At 61.9% G+C, this 19753-nt stretch carries 17 protein-coding genes; 6 read left to right on the top strand and 11 right to left on the bottom strand.

Going from position 1 to position 19753, the window contains the following annotated elements:
* Window positions 1-10 precede the first annotated feature (10 nt).
* Both ACVWZP_RS21690 and ACVWZP_RS21685 read right to left on the bottom strand, forming a co-directional pair.
* A complete protein-coding gene (locus tag ACVWZP_RS21690) occupies window positions 11-1987 on the bottom strand; it encodes a methyl-accepting chemotaxis protein (protein ID WP_046381657.1) in 1977 nt (658 codons plus the stop codon).
* Window positions 1988-2164: 177 nt separating this feature from the next.
* Window positions 2165-3085 carry a LysR substrate-binding domain-containing protein gene (locus tag ACVWZP_RS21685; RefSeq protein ID WP_026139908.1) on the bottom strand — a complete coding sequence of 307 codons (921 nt, stop codon included), beginning with the start codon at window positions 3083-3085 and terminating at the stop codon, window positions 2165-2167.
* Window positions 3086-3237: 152 nt separating this feature from the next.
* Here ACVWZP_RS21685 and ACVWZP_RS21680 point away from each other — a divergent pair, with 152 nt between their 5' ends.
* Window positions 3238-4641: a NorM family multidrug efflux MATE transporter gene (locus tag ACVWZP_RS21680; protein WP_017846029.1), complete on the top strand. Its 1404-nt coding sequence runs from the start codon at window positions 3238-3240 to the stop codon at window positions 4639-4641.
* 50 nt (window positions 4642-4691) lie between these two features.
* On the opposite strand, the gene ACVWZP_RS21675 is transcribed toward ACVWZP_RS21680, so the two are convergent.
* On the bottom strand, window positions 4692-6356 hold the full coding sequence (locus tag ACVWZP_RS21675) for a putative bifunctional diguanylate cyclase/phosphodiesterase (protein WP_017846030.1): 1665 nt from the start codon (window positions 6354-6356) through the stop codon (window positions 4692-4694).
* Between the two features lie 255 nt (window positions 6357-6611).
* Between ACVWZP_RS21675 and rep the strand changes: the two genes are divergently transcribed.
* On the top strand, window positions 6612-8621 hold the full coding sequence (gene rep / locus ACVWZP_RS21670; RefSeq protein ID WP_457370150.1) for a DNA helicase Rep: 2010 nt from the start codon (window positions 6612-6614) through the stop codon (window positions 8619-8621).
* Between the two features lie 58 nt (window positions 8622-8679).
* Entirely contained in the window at window positions 8680-9252 is a 573-nt protein-coding gene (locus tag ACVWZP_RS21665) for a xanthine phosphoribosyltransferase (RefSeq protein ID WP_017846032.1), read from the top strand.
* A 130-nt stretch (window positions 9253-9382) separates the two neighbouring features.
* Here ACVWZP_RS21665 and ACVWZP_RS21660 read toward each other — a convergent pair whose 3' ends face one another.
* The 6 genes from ACVWZP_RS21660 to dadA all read right to left on the bottom strand — a co-directional run bounded on the left by ACVWZP_RS21660 (window position 9383) and on the right by dadA (window position 15481).
* Window positions 9383-11305: an acetyl-CoA hydrolase/transferase C-terminal domain-containing protein gene (locus ACVWZP_RS21660; protein ID WP_457370149.1), complete on the bottom strand. Its 1923-nt coding sequence runs from the start codon at window positions 11303-11305 to the stop codon at window positions 9383-9385.
* 136 nt (window positions 11306-11441) lie between these two features.
* On the bottom strand, window positions 11442-11855 hold the full coding sequence (locus tag ACVWZP_RS21655) for a c-type cytochrome (protein WP_026139909.1): 414 nt from the start codon (window positions 11853-11855) through the stop codon (window positions 11442-11444).
* Between the two features lie 181 nt (window positions 11856-12036).
* Complete coding sequence (locus tag ACVWZP_RS21650) at window positions 12037-12585, bottom strand: cupin domain-containing protein (RefSeq protein WP_046381653.1); 549 nt, start codon at window positions 12583-12585, stop codon at window positions 12037-12039.
* A gap of 116 nt (window positions 12586-12701) precedes the next feature.
* Window positions 12702-13775 carry an alanine racemase gene (gene alr / locus ACVWZP_RS21645; protein WP_126589413.1) on the bottom strand — a complete coding sequence of 358 codons (1074 nt, stop codon included), beginning with the start codon at window positions 13773-13775 and terminating at the stop codon, window positions 12702-12704.
* A 79-nt stretch (window positions 13776-13854) separates the two neighbouring features.
* Window positions 13855-14208: a RidA family protein gene (locus ACVWZP_RS21640; RefSeq protein WP_017846037.1), complete on the bottom strand. Its 354-nt coding sequence runs from the start codon at window positions 14206-14208 to the stop codon at window positions 13855-13857.
* Window positions 14180-15481 (bottom strand): D-amino acid dehydrogenase, encoded by a 1302-nt coding sequence (gene dadA / locus ACVWZP_RS21635; protein ID WP_017846038.1) that lies wholly within the window; start codon window positions 15479-15481, stop codon window positions 14180-14182. The genes ACVWZP_RS21640 and dadA overlap by 29 nt, the downstream gene beginning before the upstream one ends.
* 155 nt (window positions 15482-15636) lie before the next feature.
* Here dadA and ACVWZP_RS21630 point away from each other — a divergent pair, with 155 nt between their 5' ends.
* Window positions 15637-16125: an Lrp/AsnC ligand binding domain-containing protein gene (locus tag ACVWZP_RS21630; RefSeq protein ID WP_017846039.1), complete on the top strand. Its 489-nt coding sequence runs from the start codon at window positions 15637-15639 to the stop codon at window positions 16123-16125.
* 47 nt (window positions 16126-16172) lie between these two features.
* Here ACVWZP_RS21630 and ACVWZP_RS21625 read toward each other — a convergent pair whose 3' ends face one another.
* Complete coding sequence (locus ACVWZP_RS21625; protein WP_017135860.1) at window positions 16173-16526, bottom strand: YkgJ family cysteine cluster protein; 354 nt, start codon at window positions 16524-16526, stop codon at window positions 16173-16175.
* 114 nt (window positions 16527-16640) lie between these two features.
* Between ACVWZP_RS21625 and ACVWZP_RS21620 the strand changes: the two genes are divergently transcribed.
* Window positions 16641-17933 carry an NAD(P)/FAD-dependent oxidoreductase gene (locus ACVWZP_RS21620; RefSeq protein WP_457370148.1) on the top strand — a complete coding sequence of 431 codons (1293 nt, stop codon included), beginning with the start codon at window positions 16641-16643 and terminating at the stop codon, window positions 17931-17933.
* Between the two features lies 1 nt (window position 17934).
* Here the strand turns inward: ACVWZP_RS21620 and ACVWZP_RS21615 are convergent, their stop codons facing one another.
* The gene (locus ACVWZP_RS21615) at window positions 17935-18159 is read right to left on the bottom strand and encodes a DUF1127 domain-containing protein (RefSeq protein WP_017846042.1); all 225 of its coding nucleotides are present in this window, start codon (window positions 18157-18159) and stop codon (window positions 17935-17937) included.
* A 165-nt stretch (window positions 18160-18324) separates the two neighbouring features.
* Between ACVWZP_RS21615 and ACVWZP_RS21610 the strand changes: the two genes are divergently transcribed.
* Window positions 18325-19749, top strand: coding sequence for an aminotransferase-like domain-containing protein (locus tag ACVWZP_RS21610; protein WP_046385149.1), 1425 nt, complete (start codon window positions 18325-18327; stop codon window positions 19747-19749).
* Window positions 19750-19753 lie beyond the last annotated feature (4 nt).

Below are 19753 nucleotides of genomic sequence, written 5' to 3'. Positions count from 1 at the left end.
AGGCGCGCCTTCAACGAAACCGATCGACCTCTTGGCGCAAGCCTGCCGCCAGCGTCTCCAGCTCCTTGGCGGTAATCGCCAGGTTCGACACCACTTCGCGTTGCTCGCTGTTGGCCAGCGCAATGCTCTGCAGGTTGCTGCTCAGCAACGTCGCCGTGCTGCTCTGCTCCTGGGTGGCGGTGGTGATCGCGGCGAATTGCTGCCCGGCCGAGCGGCTCTGCTCATCGATGCGTGCCAGGGCCGACGCCACGTCGGCGTTGCGTGACAGGCCTTCCTGCATCAACGCATTGCCCTGTTCCATGGTGCTGATGGCGTTACCGGTTTCCTGCTGGATGCTTTGGATCATCCCGGAAATCTCATCGGTGGCCTGGCGGGTGCGCGAGGCCAGGTTGCGCACTTCGTCGGCGACCACCGCAAACCCACGGCCCTGCTCGCCGGCGCGGGCGGCTTCGATGGCGGCATTGAGCGCCAGCAGGTTGGTCTGTTCGGCGATCGACGTGATCACGCCAACGATGCCACCGATTTCCTGGGAACGCTGGCCCAAGGTGTTGATTACCGTGGCCGTGCTGTTCAGGGCGGTGGCGATGTGTTCCAGGGACGACGACGCCTCCTGCATCGAGTTGCGGCCGATGCGGGTCTGCTGCGCGTTTTCCTGGGCCAGGCGTTCGGTGTTGCCCATGTTGTCGGCGATGTTCAGCGAAGTGGCGCTGAATTCCTCCACCGCGCCGGCCATGCTGGTGATTTCGCCGGACTGCTGCTCCATGCCTTCATAGGCACCGCCGGACAAACCGGACAACGCCTGCGCCCGGCCGTTGACCTCTTCGGCGGCCCTGCGGATGTGCGACACCATGGTCGACAGCGCTTCCCCCATCTGGTTGAAGCTGCGCGCCAGTTGGCCGATCTCGTCATGGCTCGACACGTTCAGGCGCGCGCTCAAATCACCGCCGCCCAAGGCTTCGGCCTGGCGTACCAAGTCGCTCAACGGCGCCAGTTTGCTGCGCAACAACCACACCGTTGCGCCCACCGCCAGCAGCATCGCCAGCATGCTGCCGATCACCAGGCGAATGCCCACCGACCACGTGACCGCGCGGATCTCGGCTTTCGGCATGCTCGCCACCACCGACCAGGGGCCGCCGGCAAACGGCACCGAGACGCTGTAGAAATCTTCCTGCTTGTCGCTCCAGAAGCGGCCCTTGCCGGGCGCCTTGGCCAGGTCCAGCATCACCGGCACAGCCTGGTCCGGCGCCTGCACCCCGGCCGGCGGTACCAGCCAGTGTTTCTGCTCATCCAGCAGCGCCAGCGAACCGGTCTGGCCGATGCGGAAGCGCTTGAGGTTGTCGAACTGGGCATTCTGCTCATCGGTGTAGTCGAAGCCGATGAACAGCACCGCGATGACTTTGCCGCTGGCGTCGCGCACCGGGCTGTACTGGGTCATGTAGGAGCGATCGAACAGCACGGCGCGGCCGATGTACGTCTGCCCACCGACCACCCGCGAGTAGGCCGGCCCCTGGCGATCCAGCACTGTGCCGATGGCACGGCTGCCGTCCTGCTTGGTCAAGGACGTGCTGATGCGGATAAAGTCGTCGCCGCTGCGCACGAACACCGTGGCCACGCCGCCGGATATCTGCTTGAACTCGTCGACGTCACCGAAGTTGTTGTTCAGCAGCGCCTTGCCCAGGTACAAGCTCGGGGTCTGCACGCCGGCCACGGCGACCGGCTGATCCGCCTGCACGCTCAAGCCGGCGCCGAAGCGTTTTTCAAACAGCCCGCTCAAGCGCTGGGTGCTCTCGCGCAAGGTGCCGTGGAAGGTACTGAGTTGATCGGCCAGCAGCCGCGCCTCGCTGGCCAGATGTTCTTCCCGGGTATCGAGGTTGGCGGAGTCGAGGGAACGCAAGGCAAAAACCGTACTGCCGCTGATGACGACAGCCAGAATCACGGCTAACGCGAGGCCTAGCTGGGAGGCGATCCGAGCACGAGGTTGAGACATGACAGCTCCTGGCCGAGGCCTGGATCATCCTGATCTCATAGCGTTGCTCGGCAAATTATCTAGTGAGATTCGTTGGTGCACGATAGTTCCAACACCCCTACTTCGGCGGCGCCGGGCAATACTTGAGCGAAGTGCAGGGGTATCACGCAAACGATTGCTCTCTCACGCTGAAGCGATTCAATCGAGACGCTCGACGACAGGCAACACCATGGCCTGCACTTCGCCCTGCAGAAACTCCGCCAGCCGGCGCAGACGCTCGCCGCCCGGGCGGGTTTTCGGCCACACCAGGTAATAATTTTCCCCACTGGCGACGGCGGTCGGCCACGGCAGGCTCAAGCGCCCCTGGGCCACGTCTTCGGCGACCATCAGCAGATCGCCCATGGACACGCCGTAACCCCGGGCGGCGGCGATCATGCCCAGCTCCAGGGTATCGAACACCTGCCCGCCCTTGAGCGACACCTGGGCGGACAGCCCCATACGCTCCAACCAGTTACGCCAGTCGCGGCGGTCGGGGGTGGGGTGCAGCAACTCGGCGCTGGCCAGGCGATTGACGTCCCATGGGCCGTCGCTCAACAAATTGGGCGCGCCGACTGGAATCAACAGTTCCGGGAACAGGTAACTGGCTTCCCAATCCGCCGGAAAGTGCCCGTCGCTCAACAACACCGCGCAGTCAAAAGGCTCCTGGTTGAAGTCGACTTCATCCACGCTCATCCACGCGCTGGTGAGTTGCACTTCGTTGCCCGGCTGCAAATGCCGGAAACGACTGAGCCGCGCCAACAGCCAGCGCATGGTCAGGGTCGAGGGTGCCTTCATGCGCAAGATGTCATCTTCGGCGTTCAAGGTATGACAGGCCCGTTCCAGCGCGGCAAAGCCCTCGCGCACCCCGGGCAGCAACAGGCGTGCGGCCTCGGTGAGCTGCAGGTTGCGCCCGCTGCGCAGGAACAGGCGGCAGGCGAAATGCTCTTCGAGGGTGCGGATATGCCGGCTCACCGCACTTTGGGTGATGGACAGCTCCTGCGCCGCGCGGGTGAAGGAATTGTGTCGGGAAGCGGCCTCAAAAGCCCGTAGCGCATAAAGCGGAGGAAGACGACGAGACATAAGGAAAGCTCCGACAGCACGATGCTGAAACCCTACCAGAATCAATCAGGCATGAGTTTTAATCATGCGACCAATCGCTTTTATCCCTTTGTGCAATGAGCTGAGAGCGCCGAGAATCGACGTTCTCCCCCTCCTCCGAAAATTTGAGCGTGATGATCATGCAACATCCGGCACGTACCGAACTCTGGGCCATTCTGCGGCTGTCAGGGCCGTTGATTGCCTCACAGTTGGCGCACATGCTGATGGTGCTGACCGACACCCTGATGATGGCCCGCCTGAGCCCCGAGGCCCTGGCCGGCGGTGGCCTGGGCGCGGCGAGCTACTCGTTCGTGGCGATTTTCTGCATCGGCGTGATTGCTGCCGTGGGCACCCTGGTCGCCATCCGCCACGGCGCGGGCGATATCGACGGCGCCACCCGCCTGACCCAGGCCGGGCTGTGGCTCGCCTGGCTGATGGCCTTGGCGGCGGCGCTGCTGCTGTGGAACCTCAAGCCGGTGCTGCTGATGTTTGGCCAGACCGAGACCAACGTGGACGCGGCGGGGCAATTCCTTACGATCCTGCCGTTCGCCCTGCCCGGCTACCTGAGTTTCATGGCCCTGCGCGGCTTCACCAGCGCGATCGGCAAGGCCACACCGGTGATGGTGATCAGTCTCGGCGGCACAGTGGTCAACTACCTGCTCAACCACGCGTTGATCGAGGGCATGTTCGGCCTGCCGAAACTCGGCTTGATGGGCATCGGCCTGGTCACGGCCATCGTCGCCAATGGCATGGCGCTGGCACTGATGGCGTACATCCGCAGTAACCGCGCGTACTCGGCCTACCCGCTGAGCGCAGGCCTGTTGCGTCTGAACACCCACTACTTGCGCGAGCTGTGGCGGCTGGGCCTGCCGATTGGCGGCACCTACGCGGTGGAAGTCGGGTTGTTTGCCTTCGCCGCGCTGTGCATGGGCACCATGGGCAGTACGCAATTGGCGGCGCATCAGATCGCGCTGCAAATCGTCTCGGTGGCGTTCATGGTGCCGGCGGGAATGTCCTACGCGGTGACCATGCGTATCGGCCAACACTATGGCGCCGGGCAACTGCTGCAGGCGCGCATGGCGGGGCGTGTCGGCATCGGCTTTGGCGCGGCGGTGATGTTGGGATTTGCCGCGGTGCTGTGGCTGTATTCCGATCCGCTGGTCGGGCTGTTCCTCGACCATAACGACCCGGCATTCCACGAGGTGATCGTGCTCGCCGTCAGCCTGCTGGCCGTGGCGGCCTGGTTCGAGCTGTTCGACGGCGTGCAGACCATCGCCATGGGCTGCATCCGTGGGCTCAAGGACGCCAAGACCACCTTCCTGGTGGGCCTGGGTTGCTATTGGCTGATCGGTGCGCCAGCGGCTTGGTGGATGGCCTTCACCCTGGGCTGGGGGCCGACCGGCGTGTGGTGGGGCCTGGCGCTGGGCCTGGCCTGTGCGGCGATCAGTCTGACCTGTGCGTTCGAGGCGAAGATGAAGCGCATGATTCGGCAGGAGCCAGACGCTCAACGCTCATTCCATGCCGCGCAGACCGACTAGAAGTCTTGCGCGGTTGAAATGTGGGGGCGGGTTGGCAAGAAAAGGATGAGCTAGCCCAACAAAGCCTGCTGGTCCTTGCCGAACGTCAGGTAGTCCACCAACTCCGGCAATGGCAGCGGTTTGCTGATCAGGTAACCCTGGGCCTGGTCGCAACCGAACAAACGTAACAGCGCCAGTTGTTCCGCGGTTTCCACGCCTTCGGCCACCACTTCCAGGTTGAGGTTGTGGGCCAGGTTGATCATGGCGTGGACCAGCTTGCGGTTTTCTTCACGCTCTTCCATGCCGCCGACGAAACTCTTGTCGATCTTCAACAAGGCAATCGGCAGGCTGTTGAGGTGGACGAACGATGAGAAGCCGGTGCCGAAGTCGTCGAGGGAAAAGCGCACACCGAGGCGACCGAGGGCGTCCATGGTCTGCTTGACCAGGTCACTGCGGCGCATCACGGCGGTTTCGGTCAGCTCGAATTCCAGCCATTGCGCATCCACCCCGCGCTCGACAATCAGCCGGCTGAGGGTCGAGAGCAGTTGGCTGTCCTGGAACTGGCGAAACGACAGGTTGACCGCCATATGCAGCGGCGGCAGGCCGCGTTCGCGCAGGTCCTGCATGTCGCGCAGGGCCCGGGAGATAACCCAGTAACCCAGCGGTACGATCAACCCACTCTGTTCGGCCAGCGGCACGAATTCGCTGGGCGGCAACAGGCCGCGCTCGCCATGGCGCCAGCGCACCAGGGCTTCGAGGCCGACGATATGGCCGTCGTCCAGGTCGAGGCGCGGCTGGTAGTGCAGTTCCAGTTCGTCGCGACGCAGCGCGCGGCGCAATTCGCTTTCCAGGTCGGCCAGGCTGCGGGCGTTGCGGTTGATGCGTTCGTTGAAGATATGAAAGGTGCAGCCCTGGGTGCTTTTGGCTTGCTGCATGGCGATATGGGCATGCCACATCAACGGGTCGGCGCCGGCACGCGCGCGGGCATGCGCGACGCCCAGGCTGCAACCGATCAGCAGGCTCTCGCCATCCACCCAATACGGTTCGGCCATCGCTTCGGTGATGCGCTCGGCCATCCATTCGGCACGCTGGGGCGCGCGGCGGGTGTCGATCAGCAAGGCAAACTCATCGCTGCCCAGGCGCGCCAGTTGGTCGCCGGCTTCGAGCTGGCTCTTGAGCCGCGAGACCACTTGCAGGATCAGCCGGTCGCCGGCCTGGTGGCCGAGGGCATCGTTGGCGTGGCGGAAGTTGTCGAGGTCCAGGTGGCCCAGGGCCAGGCCGCGCCCTTCGTTGTCTGCCAGGCGTGCGGCCAACAGGGTCTGGAAGCCCTGGCGGTTGGCGATACCGGTCAGCGGGTCTTGTTCGGCCAGGCGCTGCAAGGTGTTTTCCAGCACGCCACGTTCGCGCACATGGCGCAGGCAGCGGCGCAGGGTGTCGGCGTCCATGGCAAGACGGATCAGCCAGTCACTGACTCCCAGGGGCGCCACCAACGGCTCCTGTTCCAGCAACAACACGCACGGCAAGCTGCAACGGCCCGGGCCGGGTTGCAGGTTGGGCGTGGTCAACAGCACGGCGCTGTGGTCGTCATCGAACAGACGACTCACCGAGTCCCAGTTGGGCGCGCTGATCAGCACAGCCCCGTCGCCCATCGGCACCAGGCACTCGCGCAACAATGCTGCCCACTCAGGCGTATCGGCCAGTAGCAGCAAACGCAAGGGTTCGACAGGCGTGGACAAGCTAGCTCCCTAGACTCTGCAAGATTTCGTTGGCGGCAAGTATTATGACGTCAGGTCGAGCATTCACAAATGATAAAAGTTATCAAATACGAGCAGTACGCACAAAAGTCGCAAATACCCCCACATCCTGCGGCAAAGTAGCAAAAGCGGCAAATTTAGATCGAGTGGTACGTCACACCGTCGATCCAAGGCAGCAGAATCTCACCAGCCTGTTAAAATGCCCGCCCTTTTGAACAACGACTCCCTGAACTCTGTATGTCCCGACTCAATCCCCGGCAGCAAGAAGCCGTGAACTACGTCGGCGGCCCTCTATTGGTGCTCGCCGGTGCTGGCTCCGGCAAGACCAGCGTGATCACCCGCAAGATCGCGCACCTGATCCAGAACTGCGGCATCCGCGCCCAGTACATCGTCGCCATGACCTTTACCAACAAGGCGGCGCGGGAAATGAAAGAGCGGGTCGGCACCCTGCTCAAGGGTGGCGAAGGCCGCGGCCTCACTGTGTGTACGTTCCACAACCTGGGGCTGAACATCATCCGCAAGGAGCATGTGCGGCTGGGCTACAAGCCGGGTTTCTCGATCTTCGACGAGACCGACGTCAAAGCCCTGATGACCGACATCATGCAGAAGGAATACGCGGGCGACGACGGCGTCGACGAGATCAAGAACATGATCGGCGCCTGGAAAAACGACCTGGTCCTGCCGCCCGAAGCCCTGGAAAACGCGCGCAACCCCAAGGAACAGACCGCCGCCATCGTCTACACCCACTACCAGCGCACGCTCAAGGCGTTCAACGCGGTGGACTTCGACGACCTGATCCTGCTGCCGGTGAAGCTGTTCCAGGAACACGCCGACATCCTCGATAAGTGGCAGAACAAGGTACGTTACCTGCTGGTGGACGAATACCAGGACACCAACGCCAGCCAATACCTGCTGGTGAAGTTGCTGATCGGCAAGCGCAACCAGTTCACCGTGGTGGGCGACGATGACCAGTCGATCTACGCCTGGCGCGGCGCCCGCCCGGAAAACCTGATGCTGCTCAAGGACGACTATCCGTCCCTGAAAGTGGTGATGCTGGAACAGAACTACCGCTCCACCAGCCGCATCCTGCGCTGCGCCAACGTGCTGATCTCGAACAACCCCCACGAGTTTGAAAAACAACTGTGGAGCGAGATGGGCCATGGCGACGAGATCCGCGTGATCCGCTGCCGCAACGAAGACGCCGAAGCCGAGCGCGTGGCCGTGGAAATCCTCAGCCTGCACTTGCGCACCGACCGGCCCTACAGCGACTTCGCGATCCTCTATCGCGGCAACTACCAGGCCAAGCTGATCGAGCTGAAACTGCAGCACCATCAGGTGCCGTATCGTCTGTCCGGCGGCAACAGCTTTTTCGGACGTCAGGAAGTCAAAGACCTGATGGCCTACTTCCGCCTGATCGTCAACCCGGACGACGACAACGCCTTCTTGCGTGTGATCAACGTACCGCGTCGGGAAATCGGCTCGACCACCCTGGAAAAACTCGGCAACTACGCCACCGAACGCAAGATCTCGATGTACGCCGCCACCGACGAAATCGGCCTGGGCGAACACCTGGACACGCGCTTCACCGATCGCCTGTCGCGCTTCAAGCGCTTCATGGACAAAGTGCGCGAGCAATGCGCCGGCGAAGACCCGATCAGCGCCCTGCGCAGCATGGTCATGGACATCGACTATGAAAACTGGCTGCGCACCAACAGTTCCAGCGACAAGGCCGCGGACTACCGCATGGGCAACGTCTGGTTCCTGATCGAAGCGTTGAAGAACACCCTGGAAAAAGACGAAGACGGCGAAATGACCGTCGAAGACGCCATCGGCAAGCTGGTGCTGCGCGACATGCTCGAGCGCCAGCAAGAAGAGGAAGACGGCGCCGAAGGTGTACAGATGATGACCTTGCATGCGTCCAAGGGCCTGGAATTTCCCTACGTGTTCATCATGGGCATGGAAGAGGAAATCCTCCCGCACCGCTCCAGCATCGAAGCCGACACCATCGAGGAAGAACGGCGCCTGGCCTACGTGGGCATTACCCGCGCACGCCAGACATTGGCCTTCACCTTTGCCGCCAAGCGCAAGCAATACGGCGAAATCATCGATTGCGCCCCCAGCCGGTTCCTCGACGAACTGCCGCCGGACGACCTGGCCTGGGAAGGCAACGATGACACCCCGACCGAGGTCAAGGCCGTTCGCGGCAACACCGCCCTGGCGGATATTCGCGCGATGTTAAAGCGCTAGAATCGACTATTTTTTAATCTACTTTCGGCGCACCGTGCGCCATTAGAGGAAGCGTTCCGTGGAAGCACTGCACAAGAAAATTCGCGAAGAAGGCGTCGTGCTTTCCGATCAGGTACTCAAAGTCGACGCCTTTCTGAACCATCAGATCGACCCGGCACTGATGAAACTGATCGGCGACGAATTCGCCGCGCTGTTCAAGGATTCGGGGATCACCAAGATCGTCACCATCGAAGCCTCGGGGATCGCCCCGGCGATCATGACCGGCCTGAACCTCGGCGTGCCGGTGATCTTCGCCCGTAAGCAACAGTCCCTGACCCTGACCGAAAACCTGCTGTCGGCAACGGTGTATTCCTTCACCAAGAAAGTCGAAAGCACCGTAGCGATCTCGCCGCGCCACCTGACCAGCAGCGACCGCGTGCTGATCATCGATGACTTCCTGGCCAACGGGAAGGCGTCCCAGGCGCTGATCTCGATCATCAAGCAGGCCGGCGCCACCGTTGCCGGCCTGGGGATCGTGATCGAGAAGTCGTTCCAGGGCGGGCGTGCCGAGCTGGATGCGCAGGGTTATCGGGTTGAATCGCTGGCGCGCGTGAAGTCGCTGAGCGGTGGTGTCGTCACCTTCATCGAGTAATCGCTGACGGAACCCGGTTAAAACTGTGGGAGGGGCGGTGCGACGATTCGACTTGCCCCCGATAGCGGTGTATCAGTCACCAAATGTGTTGGCTGATCCACTGCTATCGGGGGCAAGCCCCCTCCTACATTTAGTGCGCGGTGGCCTGGAGGCCGGCGAGCAACAGCCGCTGATACACGTCCTCTTTTAGCCCTTCCGGCTGGTCCAACCCCATCCGCTTCAGATGCTCGGGAAACGCCTCCGGCTCCGGTGCATCCAGCGCCGCCTTGCCCAAGTCGAAAATCTCGCTCAGCTTGAATTTGCTCTTGAGCCAGTTCAACCCCCGCAACAGGTCCCGTTCGACATCCGTGAAATCGGTGCCCAGCGGATACTCCGGAAACAACCGGCGATGCCGGGCCTGAAGGCTCTGGAGCCGCTGCGGAGTGTTGTCGGTAAAGCGCGGGTCCAGCTGGAAATCCCGGGGTAGCTTGCCGGCCTCTTGCGCCTGCTCGATCAAGTCGCCCTGGAACCTGGAGTCGGTGATGTTGAGCAACGCCTCAATTACCTTGGCATCGGTCTGACCGCGCAAGTCGGCAATTCCGTATTCGGTGATGACAATGTCCCGCAGGTGCCGTGGGATCGTGCAATGGCCGTATTCCCACACGATATTGGAACTGACCTCCCCCGCCGCCTCGCGCCAGCTGCGCAACATCAGGATCGCGCGCGCGCCTTCCAGCGCGTGGGCCTGGGCAACAAAATTGTACTGCCCGCCCACGCCACTGAGCACGCGGCCACCTTCCAGTTGGTCGGCAACCCCGGCGCCGAGCAAGGTCACCACGATCGCGCTGTTGATGAACCGCGCATCCAGACGCTGCAAACGCTTGAGTTCTTCCTGCCCGTACAGCTCGTTGATGTAGCTGATGCGCGTCATGTTGAACGCCTGACGCTTGGCGAGGGTCATGTCCTGCAAGCGTTGGTAAAAACTACGCGGGCCAACGAAAAAACCGCCATGGATCGAAATGCCGTCGGGCTGGGCCGCATCATCGAGCAGGCCGGCGTTTGCCTGTTCCTGGGTCGCCACATCCGGGTAGACCTTGCGCCGCACAATCCCCGCATCCGCCAGCACCAGCAGGCCGTTGACGAACATTTCGCTGCAACCATAAAGGCCTTTGGCAAACGGCTCGACGCCCCCTTCACGGCTGATCAGCGCCGCCCAGCGGTACACATCGAGGTCGGTCAGCAGCAGCCGATAGGCTTCGTTATCGGCCTGGCGCGCAAGCAAGGCGGCGGTCAGCGCATCGCCCATCGAACCGATACCGATCTGCAAGGTGCCGCCATCGCGCACCAGGGTGCTGGCATGCAGGCCGATAAAATGGTCCTGGAAACCCACCGGCATATTCGGTGTGGAGAACAGCGTGCTGCTGTCCTTTTCATCGAGCAGGTAGTCGAACGCATCCATGCTCAACTCCGAATCCCCAGGCATGTAGGGCAAATCGGTGTGGACCTGGCCGACCATCAGCACGGTTTCCCCAGCGGCGCGACGCTTGGCGATCATCGGCAGCAGGTCGAGGGTGACATCGGGGTTGCAGCTCAGGCTCAGCCGGTCGGGGTGCTCGGCGCTGCTGGCCACCAACTGCGCCACCAGGTTCAGGCCGGCGGCGTAGATATCGCGAGCGGCATGGCTGTAGTTGCTGCTGACGTAGTCCTGTTGCGCGGATTGGCTGTGAAGCAGGCTACCGGGCTGCATGAAAAATTGCTGGACGTGGATATTCGCCGTCAGGCTGTCCTTGTGCAGATCGGCGAGATAATCCAGCTCGGGATAATCGCCAAATACCCGCTCGGTAAACGGTTCCAGGAAGCGCTTCTGCAAGCCATCGCCCAACGCCGGGCGACCCAGGCTCAAGGCGGTGTAAATCGTCAGCGCCCGCTCCGGCAGCTTGGCGATACGTCGGTACAGCGCGTTGACGAACAGATTGGGCTTGCCCAGGCCCAGGGGCAGGCCCATGTGGATATGCGCCGGCAAGCGCGCGAGTACGTCGTCAACGGCTTGCTCGATTGAACATAACTGCACCATCCGACCCTCCTGAACATTTGATGATTAGGGGTTGGATAGAGAGTGGCCCGTCTTGGTTGCAAAGAACAGCCTCAACCCTCGATCGCAGGCACAAAAAAGCCGCTCGTAAGCGGCATTTTTGACGAAGATCGCTGGATTACAACCCGGACATCTTCTTGATCGCGCCTTTCAGATCAGCATCCGTGCAATCAGCACAGGTGCCTTTTGGCGGCATGGCATTGATACCCGTGATCGCCTTGGCCAGGATGCCGTCGAGGCCGCCCTGGTGGTCGGCGCGGTCTTTCCAGGCGGCGGTGTCGCCGATTTTCGGAGCACCCAACAGGCCGGTTCCGTGGCATGCATTGCAGTGCTTGGCAATGATCTCATCCGGTGTTTTCGCACCGCCGCCGCCGCCCGCTGTTGCGGCGACTTCCATCCCCTTGCACTCCTGCCCCTGCACACACACTTGGCCAACAGGCTCCAAGCGCTTGGCAATGTCATCATTGGTCGCAGCTTGAGCGCTGACAGCCCATAGGGCCAGTACGGTTGCTGGTGCAGCCAGCATTTTCATAATTAGGTTCACGCGTTCACCCTCAATGGTGGCTATTCACGCCTGCGGCCACGGTTTCGCAGGCGGCGAAAGTATAACGGTTAGCCCGTCTGGCTGAAACAACCCTATTAAGCAAAGGGAGATTCAGTCTCACGGAATACGCTGCGGGAGTCTCTGCAATGCTGGCAGGACGCCTCTTCTGTCAAAAGTTCGCGGGCGTGGCTGCGCTGATTAGTCGCGCCGGCACATCGAACGGATTACGAAAACGATGGGGCTTGGTGCTTTCAAAGTAGTAGCTATCGCCAGCTTCGAGCACAAAAGTTTCAAGACCGACGACCAATTCCAGGCGACCTTCCACCAGAATCCCGGTTTCTTCGCCTTCGTGGGTGAGCATTTCTTCGCCAGTATCGGCGCCAGGCGGGTAAATTTCGTTGAGAAACGTGATCGCCCGGCTCGGATGTGCGCGACCCACCAGTTTCATGGTGACGGCGCCGTCGGAGATATCAATCAGCTCGTTGGCTTTATAGACGACCTGGGTCGGTATTTCCTGGAGGATTTCCTCGGAAAAGAACTCGACCATCGACATGGGAATGCCGCCCAGCACCTTGCGCAAGGAACTGATGGAAGGGCTGACACTGTTTTTTTCGATCATCGAAATGGTGCTGTTGGTGACACCCGCACGCTTGGCGAGCTCGCGCTGGGAAAGACCCTTCAGTTTACGGATGGATTGCAGTCGTTCGCCGACGTCCAATGCGGGAGCCTCCTAGGATTCAGGCTTTGTTGTAATTGAGCGTTATCATGGCGACAGCGTTCAGTATTTACAACACTTGGGCCTAAATCCTCCCCCGCACCGTTCGTAGAGGCCGATCAAGCCCCGGAATAGAGCCTTGGCACGCGGCGCAGGTTGCAGAAGATCTGGTAGGGGATGGTCTCGGCGGCGGCCGCGACGTCACTGGCGAGGATGTTCTTGCCCCACAGCTCCACGGTGGAACCGAGGCCGGCCTGGGGCACGTCGGTGAGGTCGACGCACAGCATGTCCATGGACACGCGGCCGAGCAATTGGCTGCGCTGCCCCGCCACCAGCACCGGCGTGCCGGTGGGGGCGTGACGTGGATAACCGTCGGCATAGCCCATGGCAACCACGCCGACCCGCATCGGTTTCGGCGTGATGAATTTGGCACCGTAGCCCACCGGCTCGCCGGCCGGCAGTTCGCGCACGCAGATGACTTTCGATTCCAGGGTCATTACCGGCTGCAAGCGCGCGGCGATGGCCTGGTCTTCACCAAACGGCGTCGTGCCGTACAACATGATGCCGGGGCGTACCCAGTCGCTGGGCACCTTCGGCCAGCCCATCACCGCCGGCGAATTGCGCAGGCTGACCTCGGCCGACAGCCCCTGGCGCGCCGCTTCGAACACCGCCACTTGTTCATTGCTGCGCACGCAATCGAGCTCATCGGCGCGAGCGAAGTGGCTCATCAATACGATCTTCGCCACCTTACCGCTGGCGAGCAGGCGCTGGTACGCCTCGTGGTAGTCCTTGGGATGCAGGCCGACACGGTGCATGCCCGAGTCCAGTTTGAGCCACACGGTGAGGGGCTTGCGCAAGGCCGCCTGCTCGATGGCCTCCAGTTGCCACAGCGAATGCACCACGCACCAGAAATCATGCTCGACGATCAGCGGCAACTCGTCGGCTTCGAAAAACCCTTCCAGCAGCAATACCGGCGCGCGGATACCGGCAGCCCGCAGCTCCAGTGCTTCCTCGATACAGGCCACGGCAAAACCATCGGCCTCGGCTTCCAGCGCCTGGGCCACACGCACCGCGCCATGGCCGTAGGCATCGGCCTTGATCACAGCGAGGGCCTTGGCCCCCGTGACTTCACGGGCCAATTGGTAATTGTGGCGCAGGGCTTGGAGGTCGATCAGGGCACGGGCAGGACGCATGGCGGCAGGCTTCTAGGCGGCAGAGTGAAAAAAAACCGGCACCGACCAACCGCATCGGTACCGGGAGAGGGATCGTTGCTTAAGGCAGGGCGGCCACGACGGACAGCTCCACCAGGATTTGCGGCTCGCACAGTTTCGCTTCAACCGTGGCGCGGGCCGGGGCGACGCCTTTGGGCAGCCATGCGTCCCACACCGCGTTCATGCCGGCGAAGTCGGCGTCGATGTCTTTGAGGTAGATCGTCACCGACAGCAGCTTGCTTTTGTCAGTGCCGGCCAAGTCCAGCAAGCGCTCGATATTGGCCAGGGTTTCACGGGTCTGTTGTTCAATCCCGGCACTCAGGTCGTCGCCGACTTGCCCTGCCAGGTACACGGTGCCGCCGTGGGCAACGATCTGGCTCATGCGCTCATTGGTGAGCTGGCGCTGGATTGACATGTTTTGCAGACTCCTGGTGGTTGCCATAACGGGAAATATCGAGGCCTTCGGCACTGATCTGCGGCGTTTTCTTGGCCATCAGGTCAGCCAGCAAACGACCGGAGCCGCACGCCATGGTCCAACCGAGGGTGCCGTGGCCGGTGTTCAGGAACAGGTTCTTGAACGGGGTGGCGCCGACAATCGGCGTACCGTCCGGTGTGGTCGGACGCAGGCCGGTCCAAAAGATTGCTTCGGTCAGATTGCCGCCCTGAGGATAAAGGTCGTTGACGATCATCTCCAGGGTTTCGCGCCGACGTGGGTTCAGCGACAGGTCAAAACCGGCGATTTCAGCCATGCCGCCGACACGGATGCGGTTGTCGAAACGGGTGATCGCGACCTTGTAGGTCTCGTCGAGAATGGTCGACGTCGGCGCCATCGCCGGGTTGGTGATCGGCACGGTCAGCGAGTAGCCCTTGAGCGGGTACACCGGCGCCTTGATCCCCAGCGGCTTGAGCAACTGTGGCGAATAACTGCCGAGGGCCAGGACGTAGCGGTCGGCGGTTTCCAGCTTGCCGTCGATCCACACACCGTTGATGCGATCACCGGCGTGGTCGAGGCGCTGGATGTCCTGTTCGAAACGGAACTCCACGCCCAACTGCTTGCACATGTCGGCCAGGCGCGTGGTGAACATCTGGCAGTCGCCGGTCTGGTCGTTCGGCAGGCGCAGGGCACCGGCGAGGATGTCGGTGACACTGGCCAGGGCCGGTTCGACGCGGGCGATGCCGGCACGGTCAAGCAATTCGAACGGCACGCCGGACTCTTTCAACACGGCGATATCTTTGGCAGCGCCATCGAGCTGCGCCTGGGTGCGGAACAGTTGGGTCGTACCGAGGCTGCGGCCTTCGTAGGCAATGCCGGTTTCAGCGCGCAGTTCGTCGAGGCAATCGCGGCTGTACTCGGACAGGCGGACCATGCGCTCCTTGTTCACCGCATACCGGCTGGCGGTGCAGTTGCGCAGCATCTGCGCCATCCACAGGTATTGATTGATATCGGCGGTGGCCTTGATCGCCAGCGGCGCGTGGCGTTGCAGCAGCCACTTGATGGCCTTGAGCGGCACACCCGGCGCGGCCCATGGCGAGGCGTAGCCTGGAGAGACCTGGCCGGCGTTGGCGAAACTGGTTTCCATGGCCGCGGCTGGCTGGCGGTCGACCACGACCACCTCAAAACCGGCTCGCGCCAAATAGTAGGCACTGGTCACACCAATGACGCCGCTACCCAAGACCAGAACGCGCATTTTTATATCCTCATCGCGGCTTGACCGCCGACGTGTGTTGTTCGAGCAATGATGTGAGCAGTATAAAAAGCAATCACCAGTGCATTTCACTATATAAATGCCTATATTTGGCGACAATTCTTGGCAACAACCCTTTTCACAGAGGCGTATCCCCTATGCGTACCAACACCCAGACCAAACGGGAGCTGGACAAGATCGACCGGAACATCTTGCGCATCCTACAAGCCGACGGGCGCATTTCGTTCACGGAGCTGGGGGAAAAGGTCGGACTGTCGACCACCCCCTGCACCGAGCGCGTGCGCCGCCTTGAGCGTGAAGGGATCATCATGGGCTACAACGCACGCCTCAACCCCCAGCATTTGAAGGCAAGTTTGCTGGTATTTGTCGAGATCAGCCTCGACTACAAATCCGGCGACACCTTTGAAGAATTCCGCCGCGCCGTGCTGAAATTGCCCCATGTGCTGGAGTGCCACTTGGTCTCGGGGGACTTCGACTACCTGGTGAAAGCGCGGATTTCCGAGATGGCCTCGTACCGCAAACTGCTCGGCGACATCCTGCTCAAACTGCCCCATGTGCGGGAGTCCAAGAGCTATATCGTGATGGAAGAGGTGAAAGAGAGCCTCAATCTGCCCATCCCCGACTGACTGACACAACCGGGTCAATGTGGGCGGGGGCTTGCTTACTCCCCCATTTAGACCAGCACCTGCCGGGTACTCGCCATGTATTCGTGGATCTGCTTCTCCACCCGCGGGTGAATCAGCTCCACCGGCCGCCGTCCATTGGGGCACGGCAAGGTCTTTGTGGTGCCGAAAAGCCTACAGATCAGCGGGCGCTCGTCATACACCGTGCAGCCATTGGGCCCCAGGTGTACGCAGTTCAACTCGTCCATGGCAGCTTCCTGTTCGGCAGCGGTCTTACGCGGCAGGCGCGACATTTCCTCGGGTGAAGTCGTCACCGGCCCACAGCAATCGTGGCAACCGGGGACGCACTCAAACGAGGGAATCTGTCGGCGCAATGCGCTGATTTTCTGACTGTTGCAACTCATCGAAACACGTACCGAACGGCGAATAGGCGTGGATTCTGCCGCAAAACCCCGCGGTGAGACAGCTTCGTCCGACCGCTGTATCCTGCGTCAAATTTTCCAAACGGGGATGTTCCCATGACTGCCAGCGCCCGGCACACCGCTTCCTACTACGCCGCCAGCAGCCTGCCGCAACCCGACTATCCGGCGTTGGCCGGCGAAACAGTGGCCGACGTGTGCGTGATCGGCGGCGGTTTTTCCGGGCTCAACACCGCGCTGGAACTGGCCGAACGCGGGTTCAGCGTGGTGCTGCTGGAAGCGCGCAAGATCGCCTGGGGCGCCAGCGGGCGCAATGGCGGCCAGTTGATCCGCGGCGTTGGCCATGGCCTGGAGCAATTCACCAACGTGATCGGCACCGACGGCGTGCGCCAGATGAAACTGATGGGCCTGGAGGCGGTAGAAATCGTGCGCGAGCGCGTCGAGCGTTTCCAGATCGCCTGCGACCTGACCTGGGGCTACTGCGACCTGGCCAACAAACCCCGCGACCTGCTCGGCCTCGCCGAAGACGCCGAAGAATTGCGCAGCCTGGGCTATCGCCACGAAGTACGCCTGCTGCAAGCCAGCGAAATGGGCAGCGTGATCGGTTCCGAGCGCTACGTGGGCGGCATGATCGACATGGGCTCGGGCCATCTGCACCCGCTGAACCTGGCCCTCGGCGAGGCAGCTGCCGCCCAAAAACTCGGCGTGCAACTGTTCGAACACTCCGAAGTGACGCGCATCGACTACGGCCCCGAGGTCAACGTACACACCGCCCGCGGCAATGTGCGCGCCAAGACCCTGGTGCTGGCCTGCAACGCCTATCTGAAGGGGCTCAACCCACTGCTGAGCGGCAAAGTGCTGCCGGCCGGCAGCTATATCGTCGCCACCGAGCCGTTAAGCGCCGCCCAGGCGACCCAATTGCTGCCGCAAAACATGGCGGTGTGTGATCAGCGGGTGACGGTGGACTACTTCCGACTGTCTGCCGACCGTCGTCTGCTGTTCGGCGGCGCCTGCCACTATTCCGGGCGCGACCCCAAGGACATCGGCGCCTACATGCGGCCGAAGATGGTGCAGGTGTTCCCCCAACTGGCCGACGTGAAGATCGACTATCAATGGGGTGGCATGATCGGCATCGGTGCCAACCGCTTGCCGCAGATCGGCCGATTGGCAGATCAACCCAACGTGTATTACGCCCAGGCCTACGCCGGTCATGGCCTCAACGCGACACACCTGGCGGGCAAGCTGCTGGGCGAAGCCATCAGCGGCCAGCAGCAGGGACGTTTCGATCTGTTCGCCCAGGTGCCGCACATCACCTTCCCCGGCGGCAAGCACTTGCGCTCGCCGCTGTTGGCGCTGGGGATGCTCTGGCACCGGTTGAAAGAACTGGTGTGACTCAACTGCGCCAGAACGGCTTCAAGCCTTCCTGGCGCGCCTGCTCGGCGGTCAACCCGATATCCCGCAGTTGCTCGGCAGTCAGCTCCAGCAGCACCTTGCGCGTGTGGCGACGGTGCCAGAACAGGCTCCAGCGGTTGCGGGTCGGGGCCGACATCGCCCGCGCCTGCCCCGCTTCCAGTTCCTGGCCGTGTAACGTCAGCCGCACATCGCTCATGCCGTTCATTTTGTCGTCCTCATTTGCTGGTTGCCATGAGTGACTAGAATGAGCGAGTGGACAAAACCATTACAGATTCAACCAATTTTTATTAAATCCATACAGATACTGCTCACGAGTGGCTGAATCCTGTATTTTCCCAGAATCTGTACTGGTCCCCTGGGAGTGATCACCGTGACCCTTTACGTCAACCTCGCCGAATTGTTGGGCACCCGCATCGAACAGGGCTTCTACCGCCCCGGTGACCGGCTGCCTTCCGTAAGGGCCTTGAGTGTCGAGCACGGGGTCAGTTTGAGCACCGTGCAGCAAGCGTATCGCATGCTGGAAGACAACGGCCTGGCGATGCCGAAGCCCAAGTCCGGTTACTTCGTGCCCGTCGGCCGTGAGCTGCCGGCCTTGCCCGAAGTCGGCCGCCCGGCCCAGCGCCCGGTGGAAATTTCCCAGTGGGACCAAGTGCTCGAGTTGATCCGCGCGGTACCGCGTAAAGATGTCGTACAGCTGGGCCGCGGCATGCCGGATGTGTTGTCGCCCACCCTCAAGCCGCTGCTGCGCAGCCTGGCCCGCGTCAGCCGGCGCCAGGACCTGCCGGGGCTGTATTACGACAATATCCTCGGCTGTATGGAGTTGCGCGAACAAATCGCCCGACTGTCATTGGATTCCGGCTGCCAGTTGACCGCCGAAGACATCGTGATCACCACCGGCTGCCATGAAGCGCTGTCTGCCAGCATCCGCTCCATCTGCGAGCCGGGGGATATCGTTGCGGTGGACTCGCCGAGCTTCCACGGCGCCATGCAGACCCTCAAGGGCCTGGGCATGAAAGCCCTGGAAATCCCCACGGACCCGCTCACCGGCATCAGCCTCGAAGCCCTGGAACTGGCGCTGGAACAGTGGCCGATCAAAGTCATTCAACTGACCCCCAACTGCAACAATCCTTTGGGCTACATCATGCCGGAGGCACGCAAGCGGGCGCTGTTGACCCTGGCCCAGCGCTTTGACGTGGCGATCATCGAAGACGATGTGTATGGCGAACTGGCCTACAGCTACCCGCGCCCGCGCACCATCAAATCCTTCGACGAAGATGGCCGCGTATTGCTCTGCAGCTCGTTCTCGAAAACCCTGGCGCCAGGCCTGCGGATTGGCTGGGTCGCGCCGGGCCGCTACCTGGAGCGGGTGTTGCACATGAAATACATCAGCACCGGCTCCACTGCGACCCAGCCGCAGATCGCCATCGCCGAATTTCTCAAGGGCGGCCATTTCGAACCGCATTTGCGGCGGATGCGTACTCAATACCAACGTAATCGCGACATGATGCTCGACTGGGTCAGCCGTTATTTCCCCGCCGGCACCCGCGCCAGCCGACCTCAAGGCAGCTTCATGCTGTGGATCGAGCTGCCGGAAGGTTTCGACACCCTCAAGCTCAACCGGGTGTTGGTGGAACAAGGCGTACAAATCGCCGTGGGCAGTATCTTTTCCGCGTCCGGCAAGTACAGGAATTGCCTGCGCATGAACTACGCTGCCAAACCTACGCCGCAGATTGAAGAGGCGGTGCGCAAAGTCGGCGCCGTCGCGAGCAAGATGCTGGCCGAGGCCGCCGACTGACCTT

It is taken from the genome of Pseudomonas sp. TE36184, assembly GCF_054060055.1.
Note: the sequence above shows the minus strand (reverse complement) of the source record. Positions and strands in the feature narration are given on the sequence as shown.